Annotated in this window: 16 protein-coding genes and 2 tRNA genes; 14 read left to right on the top strand and 4 right to left on the bottom strand. The window is 53.1% G+C overall.

Annotated elements, in window-relative coordinates:
• Positions 1-179 precede the first annotated feature (179 nt).
• Together yjeM and AACU94_RS18410 are read left to right on the top strand one after the other, a co-directional pair.
• Positions 180-1,682: a glutamate/gamma-aminobutyrate family transporter YjeM gene (gene yjeM, locus AACU94_RS18415; protein WP_130258495.1), complete on the top strand. Its 1,503-nt coding sequence runs from the start codon at positions 180-182 to the stop codon at positions 1,680-1,682.
• A gap of 97 nt (positions 1,683-1,779) precedes the next feature.
• Positions 1,780-2,094, top strand: coding sequence for a YjeO family protein (locus tag AACU94_RS18410; RefSeq protein WP_135490005.1), 315 nt, complete (start codon positions 1,780-1,782; stop codon positions 2,092-2,094).
• Between the two features lie 30 nt (positions 2,095-2,124).
• Here the strand turns inward: AACU94_RS18410 and mscM are convergent, their stop codons facing one another.
• The 3 genes from mscM to rsgA all read right to left on the bottom strand — a co-directional run bounded on the left by mscM (position 2,125) and on the right by rsgA (position 7,587).
• Positions 2,125-5,448, bottom strand: a complete 3,324-nt coding sequence (gene mscM, locus AACU94_RS18405) for a miniconductance mechanosensitive channel MscM (protein ID WP_135490004.1) — start codon at positions 5,446-5,448, stop codon at positions 2,125-2,127.
• 21 nt (positions 5,449-5,469) lie between these two features.
• Positions 5,470-6,438 carry an archaetidylserine decarboxylase gene (gene asd / locus AACU94_RS18400; RefSeq protein ID WP_130221779.1) on the bottom strand — a complete coding sequence of 323 codons (969 nt, stop codon included), beginning with the start codon at positions 6,436-6,438 and terminating at the stop codon, positions 5,470-5,472.
• A 96-nt stretch (positions 6,439-6,534) separates the two neighbouring features.
• On the bottom strand, positions 6,535-7,587 hold the full coding sequence (gene rsgA, locus AACU94_RS18395; protein ID WP_135490003.1) for a small ribosomal subunit biogenesis GTPase RsgA: 1,053 nt from the start codon (positions 7,585-7,587) through the stop codon (positions 6,535-6,537).
• Between the two features lie 94 nt (positions 7,588-7,681).
• Here rsgA and orn point away from each other — a divergent pair, with 94 nt between their 5' ends.
• The 4 genes from orn to AACU94_RS18375 all read left to right on the top strand — a co-directional run bounded on the left by orn (position 7,682) and on the right by AACU94_RS18375 (position 8,912).
• Positions 7,682-8,227 (top strand): oligoribonuclease, encoded by a 546-nt coding sequence (gene orn, locus AACU94_RS18390; protein WP_064525781.1) that lies wholly within the window; start codon positions 7,682-7,684, stop codon positions 8,225-8,227.
• Between the two features lie 210 nt (positions 8,228-8,437).
• Positions 8,438-8,513: transfer RNA gene (locus tag AACU94_RS18385), tRNA-Gly, on the top strand.
• A 36-nt stretch (positions 8,514-8,549) separates the two neighbouring features.
• Positions 8,550-8,625 (top strand) — tRNA-Gly (locus AACU94_RS18380).
• Between the two features lie 233 nt (positions 8,626-8,858).
• On the top strand, positions 8,859-8,912 hold the full coding sequence (locus AACU94_RS18375; protein ID WP_100699686.1) for a hypothetical protein: 54 nt from the start codon (positions 8,859-8,861) through the stop codon (positions 8,910-8,912).
• Here AACU94_RS18375 and queG read toward each other — a convergent pair.
• Positions 8,895-10,034 carry a tRNA epoxyqueuosine(34) reductase QueG gene (gene queG / locus AACU94_RS18370; RefSeq protein WP_135490002.1) on the bottom strand — a complete coding sequence of 380 codons (1,140 nt, stop codon included), beginning with the start codon at positions 10,032-10,034 and terminating at the stop codon, positions 8,895-8,897. The genes AACU94_RS18375 and queG overlap by 18 nt on opposite strands.
• Here queG and nnr point away from each other — a divergent pair.
• The 8 genes from nnr (at position 10,033) to hflK (ending at position 19,283) form a co-directional block, all read left to right on the top strand.
• Complete coding sequence (nnr, locus tag AACU94_RS18365) at positions 10,033-11,580, top strand: bifunctional ADP-dependent NAD(P)H-hydrate dehydratase/NAD(P)H-hydrate epimerase (RefSeq protein ID WP_135490001.1); 1,548 nt, start codon at positions 10,033-10,035, stop codon at positions 11,578-11,580. The genes queG and nnr overlap by 2 nt on opposite strands.
• Complete coding sequence (tsaE, locus tag AACU94_RS18360; RefSeq protein ID WP_135490000.1) at positions 11,552-12,013, top strand: tRNA (adenosine(37)-N6)-threonylcarbamoyltransferase complex ATPase subunit type 1 TsaE; 462 nt, start codon at positions 11,552-11,554, stop codon at positions 12,011-12,013. The genes nnr and tsaE overlap by 29 nt, the downstream gene beginning before the upstream one ends.
• Before the next feature lie 18 nt (positions 12,014-12,031).
• On the top strand, positions 12,032-13,369 hold the full coding sequence (gene amiB / locus AACU94_RS18355) for an N-acetylmuramoyl-L-alanine amidase AmiB (protein ID WP_135489999.1): 1,338 nt from the start codon (positions 12,032-12,034) through the stop codon (positions 13,367-13,369).
• 9 nt (positions 13,370-13,378) lie between these two features.
• Positions 13,379-15,244 (top strand): DNA mismatch repair endonuclease MutL, encoded by a 1,866-nt coding sequence (mutL, locus tag AACU94_RS18350; RefSeq protein WP_135489998.1) that lies wholly within the window; start codon positions 13,379-13,381, stop codon positions 15,242-15,244.
• Positions 15,237-16,187, top strand: coding sequence for a tRNA (adenosine(37)-N6)-dimethylallyltransferase MiaA (gene miaA / locus AACU94_RS18345; protein ID WP_135489997.1), 951 nt, complete (start codon positions 15,237-15,239; stop codon positions 16,185-16,187). The genes mutL and miaA overlap by 8 nt, the downstream gene beginning before the upstream one ends.
• Positions 16,188-16,272: 85 nt before the next feature.
• Positions 16,273-16,581, top strand: a complete 309-nt coding sequence (gene hfq / locus AACU94_RS18340; protein ID WP_001051883.1) for an RNA chaperone Hfq — start codon at positions 16,273-16,275, stop codon at positions 16,579-16,581.
• 76 nt (positions 16,582-16,657) lie between these two features.
• Positions 16,658-17,938: a ribosome rescue GTPase HflX gene (gene hflX / locus AACU94_RS18335; protein WP_135489996.1), complete on the top strand. Its 1,281-nt coding sequence runs from the start codon at positions 16,658-16,660 to the stop codon at positions 17,936-17,938.
• An 85-nt stretch (positions 17,939-18,023) separates the two neighbouring features.
• The gene (hflK, locus tag AACU94_RS18330) at positions 18,024-19,283 is read left to right on the top strand and encodes an FtsH protease activity modulator HflK (RefSeq protein ID WP_000312488.1); all 1,260 of its coding nucleotides are present in this window, start codon (positions 18,024-18,026) and stop codon (positions 19,281-19,283) included.
• The last annotated feature ends 1 nt before the right edge of the window (position 19,284 follow it).

Raw genomic sequence — 19,284 nt, 5'->3', positions numbered from 1 at the left:
TTAACGCCATTCTGTAGCAGATGTTTTCATTTTTCTGCTGAAGGCCACAATTTAAGACTGGATATTTGCTATCATCCAGGTATCAATTCTGTATGGTTTTTTATTGCGGCCCGTCAATCGATGGGTAGTGCAGTTCAGTGCGCGCGTTTTATACATGTGCTAACACGAAGGATAATTTCATGCCTCACACGATAAAAAAGATGAGTCTGATAGGGCTCATATTGATGATCTTTACTTCAGTATTTGGGTTTGCCAATAGCCCGGCAGCTTATTATTTAATGGGGTATAGTGCGATTCCCTTTTATATATTTTCTGCATTATTATTTTTTATACCATTTGCCTTAATGATGGCAGAGATGGGCGCGGCGTATCGCAAAGAAGAAGGCGGCATCTATTCCTGGATGAATAATAGTGTCGGACCACGTTTCGCCTTTATCGGCACATTTATGTGGTTTTCCTCTTATATCATCTGGATGGTGAGTACCTCAGCTAAAGTCTGGGTACCATTTTCTACGTTCCTCTACGGTACCGACATGACTCAGCACTGGCGCATTGCAGGCCTGGAGCCAACGCAGGTAGTGGGTCTGCTGGCGGTGGCATGGATGATCCTGGTTACCGTGGTTGCTTCAAAAGGGATTAATAAAATTGCTCGTATTACTGCAGTAGGTGGTATTGCAGTAATGTGTCTTAATTTAGTATTACTGTTAGTGAGCATTGCCATTTTGTTATTAAATGGTGGCCATTTTGCACAGGATATTAATTTCGTGGTATCGCCGAATCCAGGATATCAATCCGGTCTGGCGATGTTATCGTTTGTGGTATTTGCCATTTTCGCTTACGGCGGAATTGAAGCGGTTGGTGGTCTGGTAGATAAAACAGAAAACCCAGAAAAGAACTTTGCCAAAGGTATTGTTTTTGCCGCTATTGTTATTTCAATCGGTTATTCGCTGGCGATATTTTTATGGGGCGTCAGCACTAACTGGCAGCAGGTATTAAGTAATGGTTCCGTTAACCTTGGCAATATTACCTATGTGCTGATGAAAAGCCTGGGGATGACGCTGGGTAACGTGCTGCATTTGTCACCTGAGGCGTCATTGTCGCTGGGCGTATGGTTTGCGCGTATTACCGGGCTTTCGATGTTCCTGGCTTACACCGGCGCGTTCTTTACACTTTGCTACTCGCCACTAAAAGCGATCATCCAGGGTACGCCGAAAGCGTTATGGCCGGAACCGATGACGCGCCTGAACGCCATGGGCATGCCGTCTATCGCCATGTGGATGCAGTGCGGGCTGGTTACTGTCTTCATCCTGCTGGTTTCGTTTGGCGGTGGTACTGCATCAGCGTTCTTTAACAAGCTGACGCTGATGGCGAACGTTTCCATGACGCTTCCCTATCTGTTCCTTGCGCTGGCTTTCCCATTCTTTAAAGCACGTCAGGATCTCGACAGACCATTTGTGATTTTCAAAACACACATGTCGGCAACGATCGCGACAGTGGTGGTGGTACTGGTGGTGACGTTTGCGAACGTTTTCACCATTATCCAGCCAGTGGTTGAAGCCGGAGACTGGGATAGCACATTGTGGATGGTTGGCGGCCCTGTCTTCTTCTCGCTGTTAGCGATGGCGATTTACCAGAATTATTGCAGCAGAGTGGCAAAAAATCCGCAGTGGGTGGCTGAGTAATCAGATGCCCTATCGTCGGCCTGACGATAGGGCGTAATGACAGGGAATGAGTGGGATTTCGTATGCGCTATAGCGAAATTAAACTACGGGTTATCTCATGAGTGCGCGCATGTTTGTCTTGTGCTGCATCTGGTTTGTTATTGCGATCCCCTGGATACTCATCACTTCCACGTTGGACAAAGAGTGGATGATTGATGAAGGCGGGGTTAAAAACATCTGCGATGTGCTGGAGTATCTGGAAAATGACGATACCCGTGATGTCGGTGTGATATTGACGTTGCCGCTCTTTTTCCCTTTTCTCTGGTTCGCGCTGCGGCGAAAAAAAGGCGGCTGGTTTATGTACGCCACCGCGCTGGTTATTTTCGGCTATTGGCTGTGGCAGTTTTTCCTGCGCTATCAGTTTTGTTTGTGAGCCGGATGGGTTCATCCGGCCACAAAGACCTTACAAACTTCCCGCCTGACGACCTTTACCCGCAGAAGTCAGCGTTCTCCCCGTTTGTTTACCATTCAGGCTTTCCAGACGCATCTGGAAGGGCGGGAATGGCATATCGATACCGTGGGCATGGAAGCCTGCCAGAATTAGCTGGTGGATCTCATGGCGTAGCGGCATACGGTGACCCATCTCAGCGGCGTAAATACGCAGCTCGAAAATCTGAATCCCTTGCTGTAGATCCACCAGGAAGACTTCCGGCGCCGGGTTGTCGATCACCAGCGAGCAGCGGCGCGCAGCGTTAAGCAAGATTTCCGTCACTTCTTCACTGTTGGCATCAGCAGGGGCCGGAATCGTCAACACCACGCGCGTGACCGAGTCAGAGAGCGACCAGTTGATAAACTGCTCAGTAATAAACGCCTTGTTCGGCACGATAATTTCTTTGCGGTCCCAGTCGCTGATGGTGGTGGCGCGGGTGTTAATTTTCGTCACGCTACCGGTAAGATCGCGGATCGTTACCGTATCGCCAATGCGAATCGGTTTTTCGAACAGGATAATCAGGCCAGAGATAAAGTTGGCGAAAATTTCCTGCAAACCAAAACCGAGACCAACACCGAGCGCGGCGACCAGCCACTGCAATTTCGACCACTCAATACCAATCATTGAGAAGCCGACCAGCCCGCCAATCAGCATCAGCAGATATTTGGTGATGGTGGTGATGGCGTAGCCCGTACCCGGCGTTAAATCCAGGTGCTGCAAAATCGCCAGTTCCAGCAGCGCGGGCAGGTTGCGCACCAGCTGCGTGGTGATGATAAACACCAGAATGGCAATCAGCACCGCACCGAGGGTGATCGGCTCCAGACTTTCCACGCCCTGTACCGTGGAAGTGACATCCCACAGCGAAATATTTTCGAGGAAGCCGAAAGCAGAATGGATTTCTGACCACAGCACAATGACCGAAAGCAGGGCGATCAACATCAAAATTGAGCGCACCAGCCGCAAGGATTGCGCACTGATAGCATCGAGATCGACTTCGCTTTCATCGACTTCAATTGCCCCTTCCGGGCTACTGTGATGATGCGCTTCCTCTTCGCCACGCGCACGCTGCGCTAACATCTCTGCCCGGCGATGCTTCGCCCGGTCAAACGCCAGTCTGCGTCGCTGGATTAGCATCCAGCGGCGGATAACGTGATAAACCACCAACAGCAGGAACCAGATGGCGACCGAGGTTTCAAGCCTTGCTAACAGTGCCTGTGCCGTTGCCAGGTAACCGACTGCCGCTGCCAGAATAGCGACCAACGGCGCGCCAATCATCATGTTCCACAGCATATGGTTGGTAATGTTGTCGCCGCTGCCTTCTTTGTTGAGATACAGCGGAATCCCGGCCTTTTTCAGGCTGAGGGTGACCACTGCCAGTGCACCGCAAATGAGGATGAAGCAAAGCCGTCCCAGCGAACCGGAAAACTCGCGGTCGTCGAGATTATCGAACATCATCAGCGCCATAATCAGCGGCACGATAAGCCCGATGCTCATCAGGTAGTAGCGCATCCCGCGGGAAACACGTTCGCGCGGCCAGCCAAAATGGGCAATAAACAAGCCGTTAGGGCGGGCAAAGGTGGCGCAAATCATCACTACCCACAGCAGCGGCACGGTGGCCGTTACGCCATCGCCAATCGCTACCGCCAGCGGATAAGGCCACGCCTCGCGCAAGCCGTAACCCAGAGTCATCCACAGCACCGGTAGCGGTGACGCGACGAGAATCGACCAGAAAAGAGTGCGTAATGTCAGCCAGAAGTGATCCTGAGTCACTTTGCCGACTTTCGCTGCCGAACGTTCGAGAAAACGGGTGAAATAGCGACGCGAGTAAATACTGCAACCGACCAGAATCAACGCGCCAAACAGCGGCAAAATCGTCTCTTTGCTGGTCAGCATCATGATGCTGGCTTTACCTAACTGACTGAAGGTGTCCAGCGAAATGAGACGACGCAGATCCTGGGCGATTTCCAGCGGCCAGGCGATGGTCATCGGGCGCACGTCAGAGGTCCAGAACAGATAGCGGTGCGTCGCTTCGTTCACCTCTTTCAGCGCATCTTCCAGTTGCCCGTTGGAGACTTTCAGCTTGGTCAGTTCCAGCAGTAGCGTGTCACCACCCTGCAACAATGAGTTCAGCAACTCACGCTGAGTACGCAGTTGTGCTTCGAGAATACGGTTTTGCTCGGCGGTCAGCGGCTGACCGTCAGTCTGAAGGATTTGTCGCAGTTGCGGTTGTTTATTGAGTAGATCCTCATAGTGCAGCCGTTGCACGCGCAACTGCGCCATTTCGGTATCAAGTTGTTGCGGTTTCGGCATTTCCGGCAGTCGTGCCACCTGTGCTCGCAACGCTTCGCCGAGCAGGTTGGACGCTCCCAGCCATTGTGACTGCTCGCGCAGGGTATTCAGCGCCTGCCGGACCTGTAATGTCTGGCTGGCAGCCTGACGCTGTTGCGAAGAGACGAGATCCATTCGCTGCGCCTGCTGATTCAGCGCCGCCGACAGTTCGCGGTTAATTTTGAATTGCGCGACGATATCTTTCGGTAAATCGGCACTGCTTTCTGCCAGCAGTTCGGTGCTTTCCAGCGCCCGCTCCGCCTCAAGCTGGCGTTGGCTGTTCAACTGATTACGTAAGGCCTGCAAATACGCATCCAGCTGCTGGCTCTCTTTTTCCGCCAGCTCAGAGCGCAAGCGCGCTAATTCCTGGCGGTTATTGGCAGACAGCTGCGCCAGCTCCAGTTCATCAACGAGGGCTTTCAGACGTGCGGAGTCAGACTGTAACGCGAAATTTTGTGCCTGATTAAGCGGGGTATTGCCGGTAAGCGTTCCCAGGCGGCGCTCGATTTCATTTAACTGACGACGGGCATCGGTTTGCTGTTGTGGCAGTTGATTCAGTGAATCGGCAATCTCGCGGGCGCGTTCCTGCTCTTGCTGGGCCTGACGGCTCTTATCCAGCAACTGACTGCTGACCTGGAGAATTTCCTGATTCAGCGCGTCGGTAGACATTCCCGGCGACACGCTGCGCGGCTCGTCACGCATGTTGTTTAATTGTGCGCGCAGAGTAGCGGAGAGTTTCGGATAATTATCAATGACTTCTTGATATTGCTTGATGCGCTCAAGGGAACTTTTTCGTTCCTCAAGCGCATTTAAGGCAGACTGGAGCGCCTCTACGACTTCCGGCTGCACGGGTTTCGCCGCTTTTGCCTGCTCCAGTTCCTGGGTGATTTGTTTGCTATCGGGGGCCGTCGCGGCGTACGCCCCCCAACTGAGGCACCAGGCCATCAGAAAAGTGATAATCAGGCGCACGTCAGCGTTTCCTTTGATGGATTAGACCTGGTCTTTTTTATCGTCAACCAATGGGCTGGCGTCGTGTTCTGCTTCGATCTCTTCAGCAGGAAGCGGGGCTGGTTCAGCGTCTGGCGTAACAAAGGTTTCGGTAGATACTGCCAGCGGCTGGCCAATTTTCGTGACAGACAGGCTTTCCAGTTGCTCAACCAGATTCACTTTACCTGGTGCAAACAGGTTGATAACGGTAGAGCCAAGTTTAAAGCGCCCCATTTCCTGGCCTTTCAGCAGCGCCACAGAACCGTCGTTTTCCCCGGCAGGCCAGGTCCAGCGTTTGATGATGCCTTCGCGCGGTGGTGTAATGGTACCCGCCCAGACCGTCTCAATGCTGCCAACAATCGTCGCACCGACCAGAATCTGCGCCATCGGGCCAAATTCGGTATCGAACAGGCAGATCACGCGTTCGTTACGGGCAAACAGATTCGGCACGTTCTGAGCAGTGAGATGGTTAACGGAGAAGAGATCGCCCGGTACGTAGATCATTTCACGCAAAATACCGTTGCACGGCATGTGTACGCGGTGATAGTCACGCGGGGAGAGGTAAGTGGTCACAAACGTACCATTGCGGAAAAGATCCGCCATCAGATAGTTGCCCGCCAGCAGGGCTTCGAGGCTGTAATTGTGGCCTTTGGCTTGCAGGATTTTATCTTCTTCAATTTTACCTAGCTGGCTGATAACGCCATCGGCAGGCATGACCAGAACATTTGGATCGGTATTGATTGGGCGTACTTCGTCACGCAGCGGACGGACAAAAAATTCGTTAAAGGTGCGGTAGCTGGCAGTATCCGGCTTCTGCGCCTCTTGCATGTCGACTTTGTAGTATTTAACGAACAGATCAATAACCAGTTTTGTCAGCCATCCTGCTCGCTTGCTTGCGCCCCAACCCGCCAGGCGAGTAAGCCATAGTTTCGGCAGAATGTACTGTAGCGAAAGTTTAAATGAATTTAACAAAGTAGCCTCCAGGCCATTGTTTTGTCGTTCCTGATCCGGCGTACATGCCGGATCCTGAAAAAAAGGGGACGATTCTAACGACGGTTAGCTTAATTGTCAGTCATCCGTATCAGAAAAGTTTTTACGCGTTTTTACCTGCGCCATGCTTTCCAGAATACGGTGATAGTTTTCGAAACGGGTTTCCGCGATTTTCCCTTCGTCAACGGCTTCACGGATAGCGCAGCCCGGATCGGTATCGTGTTTACAATCGCGGTATTTGCACAGACCTAAGTAGTCATGGAATTCGACAAAACCGTGAGTGATTTGTTCCGGCTCGAGATGCCAGAGTCCGAATTCGCGTACCCCAGGAGAATCAATCACATCGCCGCCGTGCGGGGAGTGATACAACCGAGCGGCAGTAGTGGTGTGCTGGCCCAGACCTGAGTTGTCAGAGACATCGTTGGTCAGGATCTCTTTTTGCAGCCCCAGCAACGCGTTCAGCAGGCTGGATTTGCCGACGCCAGATTGCCCGGCAAAAATGCTGATGCGTCCGGTCAATGCCTCTTCCAGCGGTTTCAGCCCATCCTGAGTATGGCTGGAAACCATCAATACGCGATAACCGATGTTGCGGTAGATATCCATCTGTTCGTTGACGAACGCCATGCCTTCGTCGTCCAACAGGTCTATCTTGTTGAGCACAATAATCGGCTCAATCTGCAAGGTTTCGCAGGCTACCAGGTAACGGTCGATAATATTGAGCGACAGCTCCGGCAAAATGGCGGAGACAATGACAATCTGGTCGATGTTGGCGGCGATGGGTTTCACGCCGTCATAGAAATCCGGGCGTGTTAACACCGAGGTGCGCTCATGCACCGCTTCCACGATCCCTTTGACATTTACGCCTTCCGCCGCCGGTTTACCCGGACGCCAGACTACGCGGTCGCCGGTTACCAGTGAACGGATGGTGCGGCGAATATTGCAGCGGTGAACGTCGCCATCGGCGGATTCCACATCAGCGTGCATACCAAAGCGGCTGATGACGATACCTTCATCAGGCTCGCCAAACAGATTGTCGTCGTAGTCGGGCTTCTCCTTAGACGTTTTAAGACGACGCTGGTGATTGGCGTTCACGCGGCGCTGCTGGCCTTTGGAGAGTTTATTTTTACTCAATCGTACAGACTCCTGGTCGCCCCTGATGGGCAAAACATCTATGATACACGCAATTGTGGATCAATATAGTCACTGTGAATGGGTGGAAAATAGCATGAGTGCCAATGAAAACAACCTGATTTGGATCGATCTTGAGATGACCGGTCTGGATCCCGAGCGCGATCGCATTATTGAGATTGCCACGCTGGTGACCGATGCCAACCTGAATATTCTGGCAGAAGGGCCGACCATTGCAGTACATCAGTCCGATGAACAGCTGGCGCTGATGGATGACTGGAACGTGCGCACCCATACCGCCAGCGGGCTGGTGGAGCGTGTGAAAGCGAGCACGATGGGCGATCGGGAAGCAGAACTGGCGACGCTCGAATTTTTAAAACAGTGGGTGCCTGCGGGGAAATCGCCTATCTGCGGTAACAGCATCGGTCAGGATCGCCGCTTCCTGTTCAAATACATGCCGGAACTGGAATCGTACTTCCACTACCGCTATCTCGATGTCAGCACGCTGAAAGAGCTGGCGCGCCGCTGGAAGCCGGAAATTCTCGACGGTTTTACCAAGCAGGGGACGCATCAGGCGATGGATGATATCCGCGAATCAGTTGCGGAACTGGCTTACTACCGCGAGCATTTCATCAAGCTGTAAAATTCTTCCTGGTCACGTAACCGCCGGAATCCACTTGCGGTGGCGTGATTTTGACGCTAAATTGAACGCCTTGCTGATAATTTCAGCACTTGAGATAAAAATTCGAAAAATTTTTTTTAGGGGGGTTGCAGAGGGAAAGATTTCTCGTATAATGCGCCTCCCGTAACGACGCAGAAATGCGAAATTACGAAAGCAAAAATTAAGTAGTACGCGGGAATAGCTCAGTTGGTAGAGCACGACCTTGCCAAGGTCGGGGTCGCGAGTTCGAGTCTCGTTTCCCGCTCCAAAATTTGAAAAGTGCTGTAAAGCACAGACCACCCAAGCGGGAATAGCTCAGTTGGTAGAGCACGACCTTGCCAAGGTCGGGGTCGCGAGTTCGAGTCTCGTTTCCCGCTCCAAATTCTTCTCCCAATAAAATATCCACAGCGACGCGATGCGTTATTGCTGGTTTTTGTTGCCTCTGACAAACTCTTGTAAACAGAGTTATCCACAGGTGCGGGCTGTAATCTTAATTTCAGAAAAACTTCGCACGGTGAATAGTAATTTTTTAACCTGTTGATATATAAGTTGAAAATTAAGATTGTATTTTGTCGTATCGATCACTTGACGATGATATTCGTCTTGAATTGCAATGCGTTTTTATTTTTATTCACAAGCTGTGGATGAATCAGGCGTCACGTGGTAGTCCCTTTTCAATTACACGAACCAGACGCTGTTTTTTTGGTAATAGCACTTCGGCCACGCACGCATTTCGTCTCTCGATTTGCTGCGCAATCGCCCACGCTATATGCTCATCAAGAAGTGGGTGCTCACCTTTACGACTTTCCAGCGCCGTCAGAATCGCTTCATCCCAGGGCGCATTGCCTAATGCTACGGCGATATTACGCAGCCAACGCAGGTGACCTATACGGCGAATCGCCGATCCTTCCGTGACTTTTAAGAATTTCTCTTCGCTCCATGCAAAAAGCTCAATGAGTTCCGGTGCGTGTAGTGGTTTGCGCGGGCTGAAATCGTCTTCAGTTGTCAGTTGTGAATAGCGATTCCACGGACAAATAAGCTGACAGTCATCACAGCCGTAAATACGGTTTCCCATTAACGGTCGCAACTCTTCCGGGATAGCCCCTTCCAGCTCAATCGTCAGATAAGAAATACAACGGCGAGCATCGACGGTATATGGCTCGACGATGGCGCCGGTCGGGCAAATTGTCATACAGGCCACGCATTTACCGCATCCTTCCTCGACCGGTTGATCCACGGGCAGAGGAATATCGACCAGCAATTCACCTAAAAAGAAGAACGAACCGGCCTCGCGATTGAGGATAAGTGAGTGCTTACCTGTCCAGCCAAGTCCAGCTTTTTCAGCTAACGGGCGCTCGAGAATAGGCGCAGAATCGACAAACGGTCTAAAATTCAGCGAAACACAATGTTGCTGAATCATCTCGCCCAGCTTTTTGAGTCGGTTGCGCAGAAGCTTGTGATAGTCACGGCCCAGCGCATAACGGCTAACATAGCCGAGTTTGGGATTTTTCAGCGTGCTGGCAAATGCGGCGTTGGCAGGAAGATAATTCATCCGCACGCTGATCACGCGCAGCGTACCGGGCAATAATTCGTGAGGGCGAGCGCGCAGCATACCGTGACGCGCCATCCAGTCCATTTCGCCGTGGTACTGTTTGTCCAGCCATGCTTGCAGTTTGGGCTCGGACTCGCTGAGATCGGTATCGGTAATACCTACCTGCTGAAAGCCCAGTTCCAGCCCCCACTGTTTAATTTTTTGCGCTAACTGATTGAGATCGAGGGGCTCTGACATGACGGACCATACAATGAAGAAAAACCCCGTAAGTATACCACACACTGTCTGGCACGCCGACGATATCCGCCGCGGAGAACGTGAGGCGGCAGATGCGCTGGGGCTCACTCTCTATGAGCTGATGCTTCGCGCTGGCGAAGCCGCATTCCAGGTGTGTCGTTCGGCTTATCCTGACGCCCGCCACTGGCTGGTGCTGTGCGGTCATGGTAATAACGGCGGCGATGGCTACGTGGTCGCGCGGCTGGCCAAAGCGATCGGTATTGATGTCACGCTGCTGGCCCAGGAAAGTGACAAACCGTTGCCGGAAGAGGCCGCGCTGGCACGCGAGGCATGGTTAAACGCGGGAGGCGAAATCCATGCGACGAATATTGTCTGGCCCGAGTCGGTGGATCTGATTGTTGATGCGCTGCTCGGCACTGGATTGCAGCAAGCGCCTCGTGAATCTATTAGCCAATTAATCGACCATGCTAATACCCATCCTGCGCCGATTGTGGCGGTTGATATTCCTTCCGGCCTGTTGGCGGAAACCGGCGCCACGCCAGGTGCGGTGATCAACGCCGATCACACCATCACCTTTATTGCGCTGAAACCTGGCTTGCTCACCGGGAAAGCACGGGATGTTACCGGACAACTGCATTTTGACTCTCTGGGGCTGGATAGCTGGCTGGCAGGTCAGGAGACGAAAATTCAACGGTTTTCTGCTGAACAACTTTCTCACTGGCTGAAACCGCGTCGCCCGACTTCGCATAAAGGCGATCACGGGCGGCTGGTGATTATTGGTGGCGATCACGGCACGGCGGGGGCGATTCGTATGACGGGGGAAGCGGCGCTGCGTGCTGGTGCTGGTTTAGTCCGAGTACTGACTCGCTGTGAAAACATTGCGCCGCTGCTGACTGCACGACCGGAATTGATGGTGCATGAACTGACTATGGACTCTCTTACCGAAAGCCTGGAATGGGCCGATGTGGTGGTGATTGGTCCCGGTCTGGGCCAGCAAGAGTGGGGAAAAAAAGCCCTGCAAAAAGTTGAGAATTTTCGCAAACCGATGTTGTGGGATGCCGATGCATTGAACCTGCTGGCAATCAATCCCGATAAGCGTCACAATCGCGTGATCACGCCGCATCCTGGCGAGGCTGCGCGGTTGTTAGGCTGTTCCGTCGCTGAAATTGAAAGTGACCGCTTACATTGCGCCCAACGTCTGGTACAACGTTATGGCGGCGTAGCGGTGCTGAAAGGTGCCGGAACCGTGGTCGCCGCCCATCCTGACGCTTTAGGCATTATTGATGTCGGAAATGCAGGCATGGCGAGCGGCGGCATGGGCGATGTGCTCTCTGGTATTATTGGCGCATTGCTTGGGCAAAAACTGTCGCCGTATGATGCAGCCTGTGCAGGCTGTGTCGCACACGGCGCGGCAGCTGACGTACTGGCGGCGCGTTTTGGTACGCGCGGGATGCTGGCAACCGATCTCTTTTCCACGCTACAGCGTATTGTTAACCCGGAAGTGACTGATAAAAACCATGATGAATCGAGTAATTCCGCTCCCTGATGAGCAGGCAACATTAGACCTGGGCGAGCGGGTAGCGAAAGCCTGCGAAGGCGCAACCGTAATCTATCTGTATGGCGATTTAGGCGCAGGTAAAACCACCTTTAGCCGGGGCTTTTTACAGGCTCTGGGTCATCAGGGTAATGTCAAAAGCCCCACTTATACGCTGGTCGAACCCTATACGCTCGACAACATAATGGTTTATCACTTTGATTTGTACCGCCTTGCCGATCCCGAGGAGCTGGAGTTTATGGGGATCCGCGATTATTTTGCCAACGATGCCATCTGCCTGGTGGAGTGGCCACAACAAGGTACAGGTGTTCTTCCTGACCCGGATGTCGAAATACACATTGATTATCAGGCACAAGGCCGTGAGGCGCGCGTGAGTGCGGTTTCCTCTGCGGGTGAATTGTTGCTGGCGCGTTTAGCCGGTTAACCTTTGAAAGGTGGCGGGATGATGTATCGCATCAGAAATTGGTTGGTTGCGACGTTGGTGCTGCTGTGCGCGCAGGCTGGCGCCGCGACGCTCTCTGATATTCAGGTTTCTAACGGCAACCAACAGGCGCGGATAACGTTGAGTTTTATTGGCGATCCTGATTATGCGTTTAGCCATCAAAGCAAACGCACCGTGGCACTCGATATCAAACAAACGGGCGTGATTCAGGGGCTGCCGTTGTTGTTCAGCGGTAATAATCTGGTGAAGGCAATTCGCTCTGGAACGCCTAAAGATGCACAAACGTTGCGGCTGGTGGTCGATCTTACCGAAAACGGTAAAACCGAAGCGGTGAAGCGGCAGAATGGCAGCAATTACACCGTCGTCTTTACGATTAACGCCGATGTGCCGCCACCGCCTCCTCCGCCGCCAGTGGTTGCGAAACGCGTTGAAACGCCTGCGGTTGTCGCACCGCGCGTTAGCGAACCGGCGCGCAATCCGTTTAAAACAGAAAGCAACCGTACCACGGGTGTTATCAGCAGCAATACGGTAACGCGTCCGGCAGCGCGCGCGACGGCTAACACTGGCGATAAAATTGTCATCGCTATTGATGCCGGACACGGCGGCCAGGACCCTGGCGCTATCGGCCCTGGTGGTACACGGGAGAAAAATGTCACCATCGCCATTGCGCGTAAATTACGTACCTTGCTCAATAACGATCCGATGTTTAAGGGCGTTTTAACCCGTGACGGGGATTACTTTATCTCGGTGATGGGGCGTAGTGATGTGGCACGTAAGCAAAACGCCAATTTCCTTGTGTCGATTCATGCCGATGCCGCACCAAACCGTAGTGCCACCGGTGCCTCTGTATGGGTGCTCTCAAACCGTCGCGCCAACAGCGAAATGGCAAGCTGGCTGGAACAGCATGAGAAGCAGTCGGAGCTGCTGGGCGGGGCGGGTGATGTGCTGGCGAACAGTCAGGCCGACCCGTACCTAAGCCAGGCGGTGCTGGATTTACAGTTCGGTCATTCCCAGCGGGTAGGGTATGATGTGGCGACCAATATGATCAGTCAGTTGCAACGCATTGGCGAAATTCATAAACGCCGACCAGAACACGCCAGTCTCGGCGTTCTGCGTTCGCCGGATATCCCGTCAGTACTGGTCGAAACTGGTTTTATCAGCAATAACAGCGAAGAACGTTTGCTGGCGAGCGACGATTACCAACAACAACTGGCAGAAGCCATTTACAACGGCCTGCGCAATTACTTCCTTGCGCATCCAATGCAGTCTGCGCCGCAGGGTGCAACGGCACAAACTGCCAGTACGGTGACGACGCCAGATCGCACGCTGCCAAACTAAGGATTATTGATGCCAATTCAGGTCTTACCGCCACAACTGGCGAACCAGATTGCCGCAGGTGAGGTGGTCGAGCGACCTGCGTCGGTAGTCAAAGAACTGGTGGAAAACAGCCTCGATGCGGGCGCGACGCGTATCGATATTGATATCGAACGCGGTGGGGCGAAACTTATCCGCATTCGTGATAACGGCTGCGGTATCAAAAAAGATGAGCTGGCGCTGGCGCTGGCTCGTCATGCCACCAGTAAAATCGCCTCTCTGGACGATCTCGAAGCTATTATCAGCTTGGGCTTTCGCGGTGAGGCGCTGGCGAGTATCAGTTCGGTTTCCCGTCTGACGCTCACTTCGCGTACCACGGAGCAGCAGGAAGCCTGGCAGGCCTATGCCGAAGGGCGCGATATGGACGTGACGGTTAAACCGGCGGCGCATCCGTTGGGTACGACGCTGGAAGTGCTGGACCTGTTCTACAACACCCCGGCGCGGCGCAAATTCTTGCGCACCGAGAAAACCGAATTTAACCATATCGATGAAATCATCCGCCGCATTGCGCTGGCGCGTTTCGACGTCACTATCAACCTGTCGCATAACGGAAAAATCGTACGTCAGTACCGAGCAGTACCGGAAGGCGGGCAAAAAGAACGCCGTTTAGGGACGATTTGCGGCACTGCTTTTCTCGAACATGCGCTGGCGATCGAATGGCAACACGGCGATCTCACGCTGCGTGGCTGGGTGGCAGATCCGAATCACATCACGCCCGCACTGGCGGAAATTCAATATTGTTACGTAAATGGGCGCATGATGCGCGATCGCCTGATTAATCACGCGATCCGCCAGGCCTGCGAAGACAAACTGGGCGCCGATCAGCAACCGGCGTTTGTGCTATATCTGGAGATCGACCCGCATCAGGTGGACGTCAACGTACACCCCGCCAAACACGAAGTGCGTTTCCATCAGTCGCGTCTGGTGCATGACTTTATCTATCAGGGCGTGCTGAGCGTGCTGCAACAGCAGCTGGAAACGCCCTTGCCGTTGGAAGATAACGCCCAGTCAGCACCGCGCCATATACCCGAAAACCGCGTGGCAGCAGGGCGTAATCACTTTGCTGAACCGGCAGTTCGTGAGCCAGTGGCTCCGCGTTACTCTCCGTCTTCATCTCCTGCGCCTGCAACAAGTAGCGGTAGCCGTCAGGCTGCCCCGTGGCCGAACGCGCAACCGGGCTACCAGAAACAGCAAGGCGAAGTGTATCGCCAGCTGTTGCAAACGCCTGCAGCGATGCACAAACCAAAAGTGCAAGAATCGCAGGAACTTACGCTGGCTGCGAATGGTCAAAGCTTTGGTCGGGTGCTGACTATCGTCCATTTGGACTGTGCGCTGCTGGAACGTGACGGCAATATTTCACTTTTAGCCCTGCCGGTGGCGGAACGCTGGTTACGTCAGGCGCAGTTAACGCCGGGAGATGCGCCGGTCTGCGCTCAGCCGCTGCTTATTCCGCTGCGGCTAAAAGTCTCTGGTGAAGAAAGATCGGCCTTAGAAAAAGCGCAGTCTGCACTGGCGGAATTGGGTATTGAATTTCAGTCCGATGCGCAGCATGTGACCATCAGGGCCGTGCCTTTACCCTTACGCCAACAAAATTTACAAATCTTGATTCCTGAACTGATAGGCTACCTGGCGAAGCAGTCCGTATTCGAACCTGGCAATATTGCGCAGTGGATTGCACGAAATCTGATGAGCGAACATGCGCAGTGGTCGATGGCACAGGCCATTACCCTGCTGACGGATGTAGAACGGTTATGTCCGCAGCTTGTGAAAACGCCGCCGGGTGGTCTGTTACAATCTGTTGATTTACATCCGGCGATAAAAGCCCTGAAAGATGAGTGATATCAGTAAGGCGAGCCTGCCTAAGGCGATTTTTTTAATGGGGCCGACGGCCTCCGGTAAAACGGCGTTAGCTATTGAGCTGCGTAAAATTTTACCAGTAGAGTTGATAAGCGTTGATTCTGCCCTTATTTACAAAGGGATGGATATCGGGACGGCGAAGCCGAACGCTGAAGAATTACTCGCTGCGCCGCACCGATTGCTGGATATTCGCGATCCGTCGCAGACTTATTCGGCCGCTGATTTTCGCCGCGATGCGCTGGCGGAGATGGCCGATATCACGGCGGCGGGGCGGATCCCACTGTTAGTGGGCGGTACGATGTTGTATTTCAAGGCATTGCTGGAAGGGTTGTCGCCGCTACCGTCGGCGGACCCGGAAGTACGGGCCAGAATTGAGCAACAGGCGGCAGAGCAAGGTTGGGAGTCATTGCATCGTCAACTTCAGGAGATCGATCCGGTTGCGGCAGCAAGGATTCATCCAAATGATCCACAAAGGCTTTCCCGGGCACTGGAAGTTTTTTTCATTTCGGGTAAAACTTTAACGGAACTGACGCAAACGTCAGGAGACGCTCTACCGTATCAGGTGCATCAGTTCGCCATCGCCCCGGCGAGCCGTGAACTGCTCCATCAACGAATTGAGCAGCGTTTTCATCAGATGTTGGCTTCAGGTTTTGAAGCAGAAGTCCGGGCGCTTTTTGCCCGAGGAGATTTGCATACGGATTTGCCTTCCATTCGTTGCGTGGGTTATCGCCAGATGTGGTCTTACCTTGAAGGCGAAATCTCATACGATGAAATGGTTTATCGAGGTGTTTGCGCCACGAGACAGTTGGCGAAGCGGCAGATAACCTGGCTGCGTGGTTGGGAAGGGGTTCACTGGCTTGACAGTGAAAAACCAGAACAGGCGCGTGACGAAGTATTACAGGTTGTTGGTGCTATCGCAGGCTGAATGTGTACAATTGAGACGTATCGTGCGCAATTTTTTCAGAATCGAAAGGTTCAAAGTACAAATAAGCATATAAGGAAAAGAGAGAATGGCTAAGGGGCAATCTTTACAAGATCCGTTCCTGAACGCACTGCGTCGGGAACGTGTTCCAGTTTCTATTTATTTGGTGAATGGTATTAAGCTGCAAGGACAAATCGAGTCTTTTGATCAGTTCGTGATCCTGTTGAAAAACACGGTCAGCCAGATGGTTTATAAGCACGCGATTTCTACTGTTGTCCCGTCTCGCCCGGTTTCTCATCACAGTAACAACGCCGGTGGCGGTACCAGCAGTAACTACCATCATGGTAGCAGCGCGCAGAATACTTCCGCGCAACAGGACAGCGAAGAAACCGAATAAGGTTTCGGGCTGTTTTTTTTACACGGGGAGCCAGCGATCCTGCGTTCCCCGCTGATCTATTTAGAGGGTTATACGCTTGTTTGACCGTTATGATGCTGGTGAGCAGGCGGTACTGGTACACATCTATTTTACGCAAGACAAAGATATGGAAGACCTCCAGGAGTTTGAATCTCTGGTTTCTTCCGCCGGTGTCGAAGCATTGCAGGTGATTACCGGTAGCCGTAAAGCGCCGCACCCAAAGTATTTTGTAGGTGAAGGTAAAGCAGTTGAAATTGCGGAAGCCGTAAAAGCGACGGGTGCTTCGGTCGTTCTTTTTGACCATGCCCTGAGCCCGGCGCAGGAGCGTAACCTGGAGCGTTTGTGCGAGTGTCGTGTTATCGACCGCACCGGCCTTATTTTAGATATTTTCGCCCAACGTGCGCGTACCCATGAGGGTAAGTTGCAGGTTGAGCTGGCGCAGCTGCGCCATCTGGCTACGCGCCTGGTGCGTGGCTGGACCCACCTTGAAAGACAGAAAGGCGGGATCGGTTTGCGTGGTCCGGGTGAAACCCAGCTCGAAACCGACCGTCGTTTGTTGCGTAATCGCATCGTACAGATACAGTCGCGCCTGGAAAGAGTTGAAAAGAAGCGTGAGCAGGGGCGGCAATCACGTATCAAAGCCGACGTCCCTACTGTTTCGCTGGTGGGATATACCAACGCCGGTAAATCTACCCTTTTCAATCGCATCACCGAAGCGCGGGTCTACGCGGCAGACCAGTTGTTTGCCACCCTCGACCCGACGTTGCGGCGTATTGACGTCGCGGATGTCGGTGAAACCGTGCTGGCAGATACCGTAGGGTTTATTCGCCACCTGCCGCACGATCTGGTGGCGGCGTTTAAAGCCACGTTGCAAGAGACGCGGCAAGCCACATTGCTGCTGCATGTGATTGATGCGGCGGATGTGCGTGTACAAGAAAACATCGAAGCGGTGAATACGGTTCTTGAAGAGATCGATGCTCACGAGATCCCAACTCTGCTGGTGATGAACAAGATCGATATGCTGGAAGATTTCGAACCGCGTATTGATCGGGACGAAGAGAACAAACCGAGCCGTGTCTGGCTTTCCGCACAGACCGGAGCGGGGATACCACAGCTTTTTCAGGCTTTGACGGAGCGGCTTTCCGGCGAGGTGGCGCAGCATACATTGCGTCTGCCACCGCAGGAAGGGCGTCTGAGAAGTCGTTTTTATCAGCTTCAGGCAATAGAAAAAGAGTGGATGGAGGAAGACGGCAGCGTAAGTCTGCAAGTTCGTATGCCGATCGTTGACTGGCGTCGCCTCTGTAAACAAGAACCGACGTTGATCGATTACCTGATCTAACGGCGTAGCGTCTGAAGCGTGGAGTCATATCCTCTGGCGTCGAAAGACAACAGGGATCACCGCATAACAAATATGGAGCACAAACATGGCGTGGAATCAGCCCGGTAATAACGGACAAGACCGCGACCCGTGGGGAAGCAGCAAACCTGGCGGCAACTCTGAGGGAAATGGAAACAAAGGCGGTCGCGATCAAGGGCCACCTGATTTAGATGATATCTTCCGCAAACTGAGCAAAAAGCTCGGTGGTCTGGGCGGCGGTAAAGGCACTGGTTCTGGCGGTGGCAGTTCATCACAAGGCCCGCGCCCGCAGCTTGGCGGTCGTGTCGTTACCATCGCAGCGGCAGCGATTGTCATTATCTGGGCGGCCAGTGGTTTCTACACCATTAAAGAAGCCGAACGCGGCGTGGTAACACGCTTTGGCAAATTCAGCCATCTGGTTGAGCCGGGTCTGAACTGGAAACCGACGTTTATCGACGAAGTCAAACCGGTGAACGTGGAAGCCGTGCGTGAATTGGCCGCTTCCGGTGTGATGCTGACGTCCGATGAAAACGTAGTGCGCGTTGAGATGAACGTGCAGTACCGCGTTACCAATCCGGAAAAATATCTGTATAGCGTGACCAGCCCGGATGACAGCCTGCGTCAGGCTACCGACAGCGCCCTGCGTGGGGTTATCGGTAAATACACTATGGACCGCATTCTGACGGAAGGTCGTACCGTGATTCGTAGCGATACTCAGCGCGAACTGGAAGAGACTATCCGCCCGTATGACATGGGTATCACGCTGCTGGACGTCAACTTCCAGGCTGCTCGTCCGCCGGAAGAAGTAAAAGCGGCGTTTGATGATGCGATTGCCGCGCGTGAAAACGAACAGCAATACATTCGTGAAGCAGAAGCGTATACCAACGAAGTTCAGCCGCGTGCGAACGGTCAGGCGCAACGTATCCTCGAAGAGGCGCGTGCGTACAAGGCCCAGACCATCCTGGAAGCTCAGGGTGAAGTGGCGCGCTTTGCTAAACTTCTGCCGGAATATAAAGCCGCGCCGGAAATTACTCGCGAGCGTCTGTATATCGAGACGATGGAAAAAGTGTTGGGTAACACCCGCAAAGTGCTGGTTAACGATAAAGGTGGCAACCTGATGGTTCTGCCGTTAGACCAGATGCTGAAAGGTGGTAACGCCCCTGCGGCGAAGAGCGATAACGGTGCCAGCAATCTGCTGCGTCTGCCGCCAGCCTCTTCCTCCACAACCAGTGGAGCAAGCAACACGTCGTCCACCAGTCAGGGCGATATTATGGACCAACGCCGCGCCAACGCGCAGCGTAACGACTACCAGCGTCAGGGGGAATAAC

This window comes from Escherichia sp. E4702 (assembly GCF_963883545.1).
Taxonomy (GTDB): domain Bacteria; phylum Pseudomonadota; class Gammaproteobacteria; order Enterobacterales; family Enterobacteriaceae; genus Escherichia.
Note: the sequence above shows the minus strand (reverse complement) of the source record. Positions and strands in the feature narration are given on the sequence as shown.

Coding starts and splice junctions, on each gene's coding strand:
- yjeM (WP_130258495.1), top strand. CDS start 180: ATGCCTCACACGATAAAAAAGATGAGTCTGATAGGGCTCATATTGATG.
- AACU94_RS18410 (WP_135490005.1), top strand. CDS start 1,780: ATGAGTGCGCGCATGTTTGTCTTGTGCTGCATCTGGTTTGTTATTGCG.
- orn (WP_064525781.1), top strand. CDS start 7,682: ATGAGTGCCAATGAAAACAACCTGATTTGGATCGATCTTGAGATGACC.
- nnr (WP_135490001.1), top strand. CDS start 10,033: ATGACGGACCATACAATGAAGAAAAACCCCGTAAGTATACCACACACT.
- queG (WP_135490002.1), bottom strand. CDS start 10,034: ATGTCAGAGCCCCTCGATCTCAATCAGTTAGCGCAAAAAATTAAACAG.
- tsaE (WP_135490000.1), top strand. CDS start 11,552: ATGATGAATCGAGTAATTCCGCTCCCTGATGAGCAGGCAACATTAGAC.
- amiB (WP_135489999.1), top strand. CDS start 12,032: ATGATGTATCGCATCAGAAATTGGTTGGTTGCGACGTTGGTGCTGCTG.
- mutL (WP_135489998.1), top strand. CDS start 13,379: ATGCCAATTCAGGTCTTACCGCCACAACTGGCGAACCAGATTGCCGCA.
- miaA (WP_135489997.1), top strand. CDS start 15,237: ATGAGTGATATCAGTAAGGCGAGCCTGCCTAAGGCGATTTTTTTAATG.
- hfq (WP_001051883.1), top strand. CDS start 16,273: ATGGCTAAGGGGCAATCTTTACAAGATCCGTTCCTGAACGCACTGCGT.
- hflK (WP_000312488.1), top strand. CDS start 18,024: ATGGCGTGGAATCAGCCCGGTAATAACGGACAAGACCGCGACCCGTGG.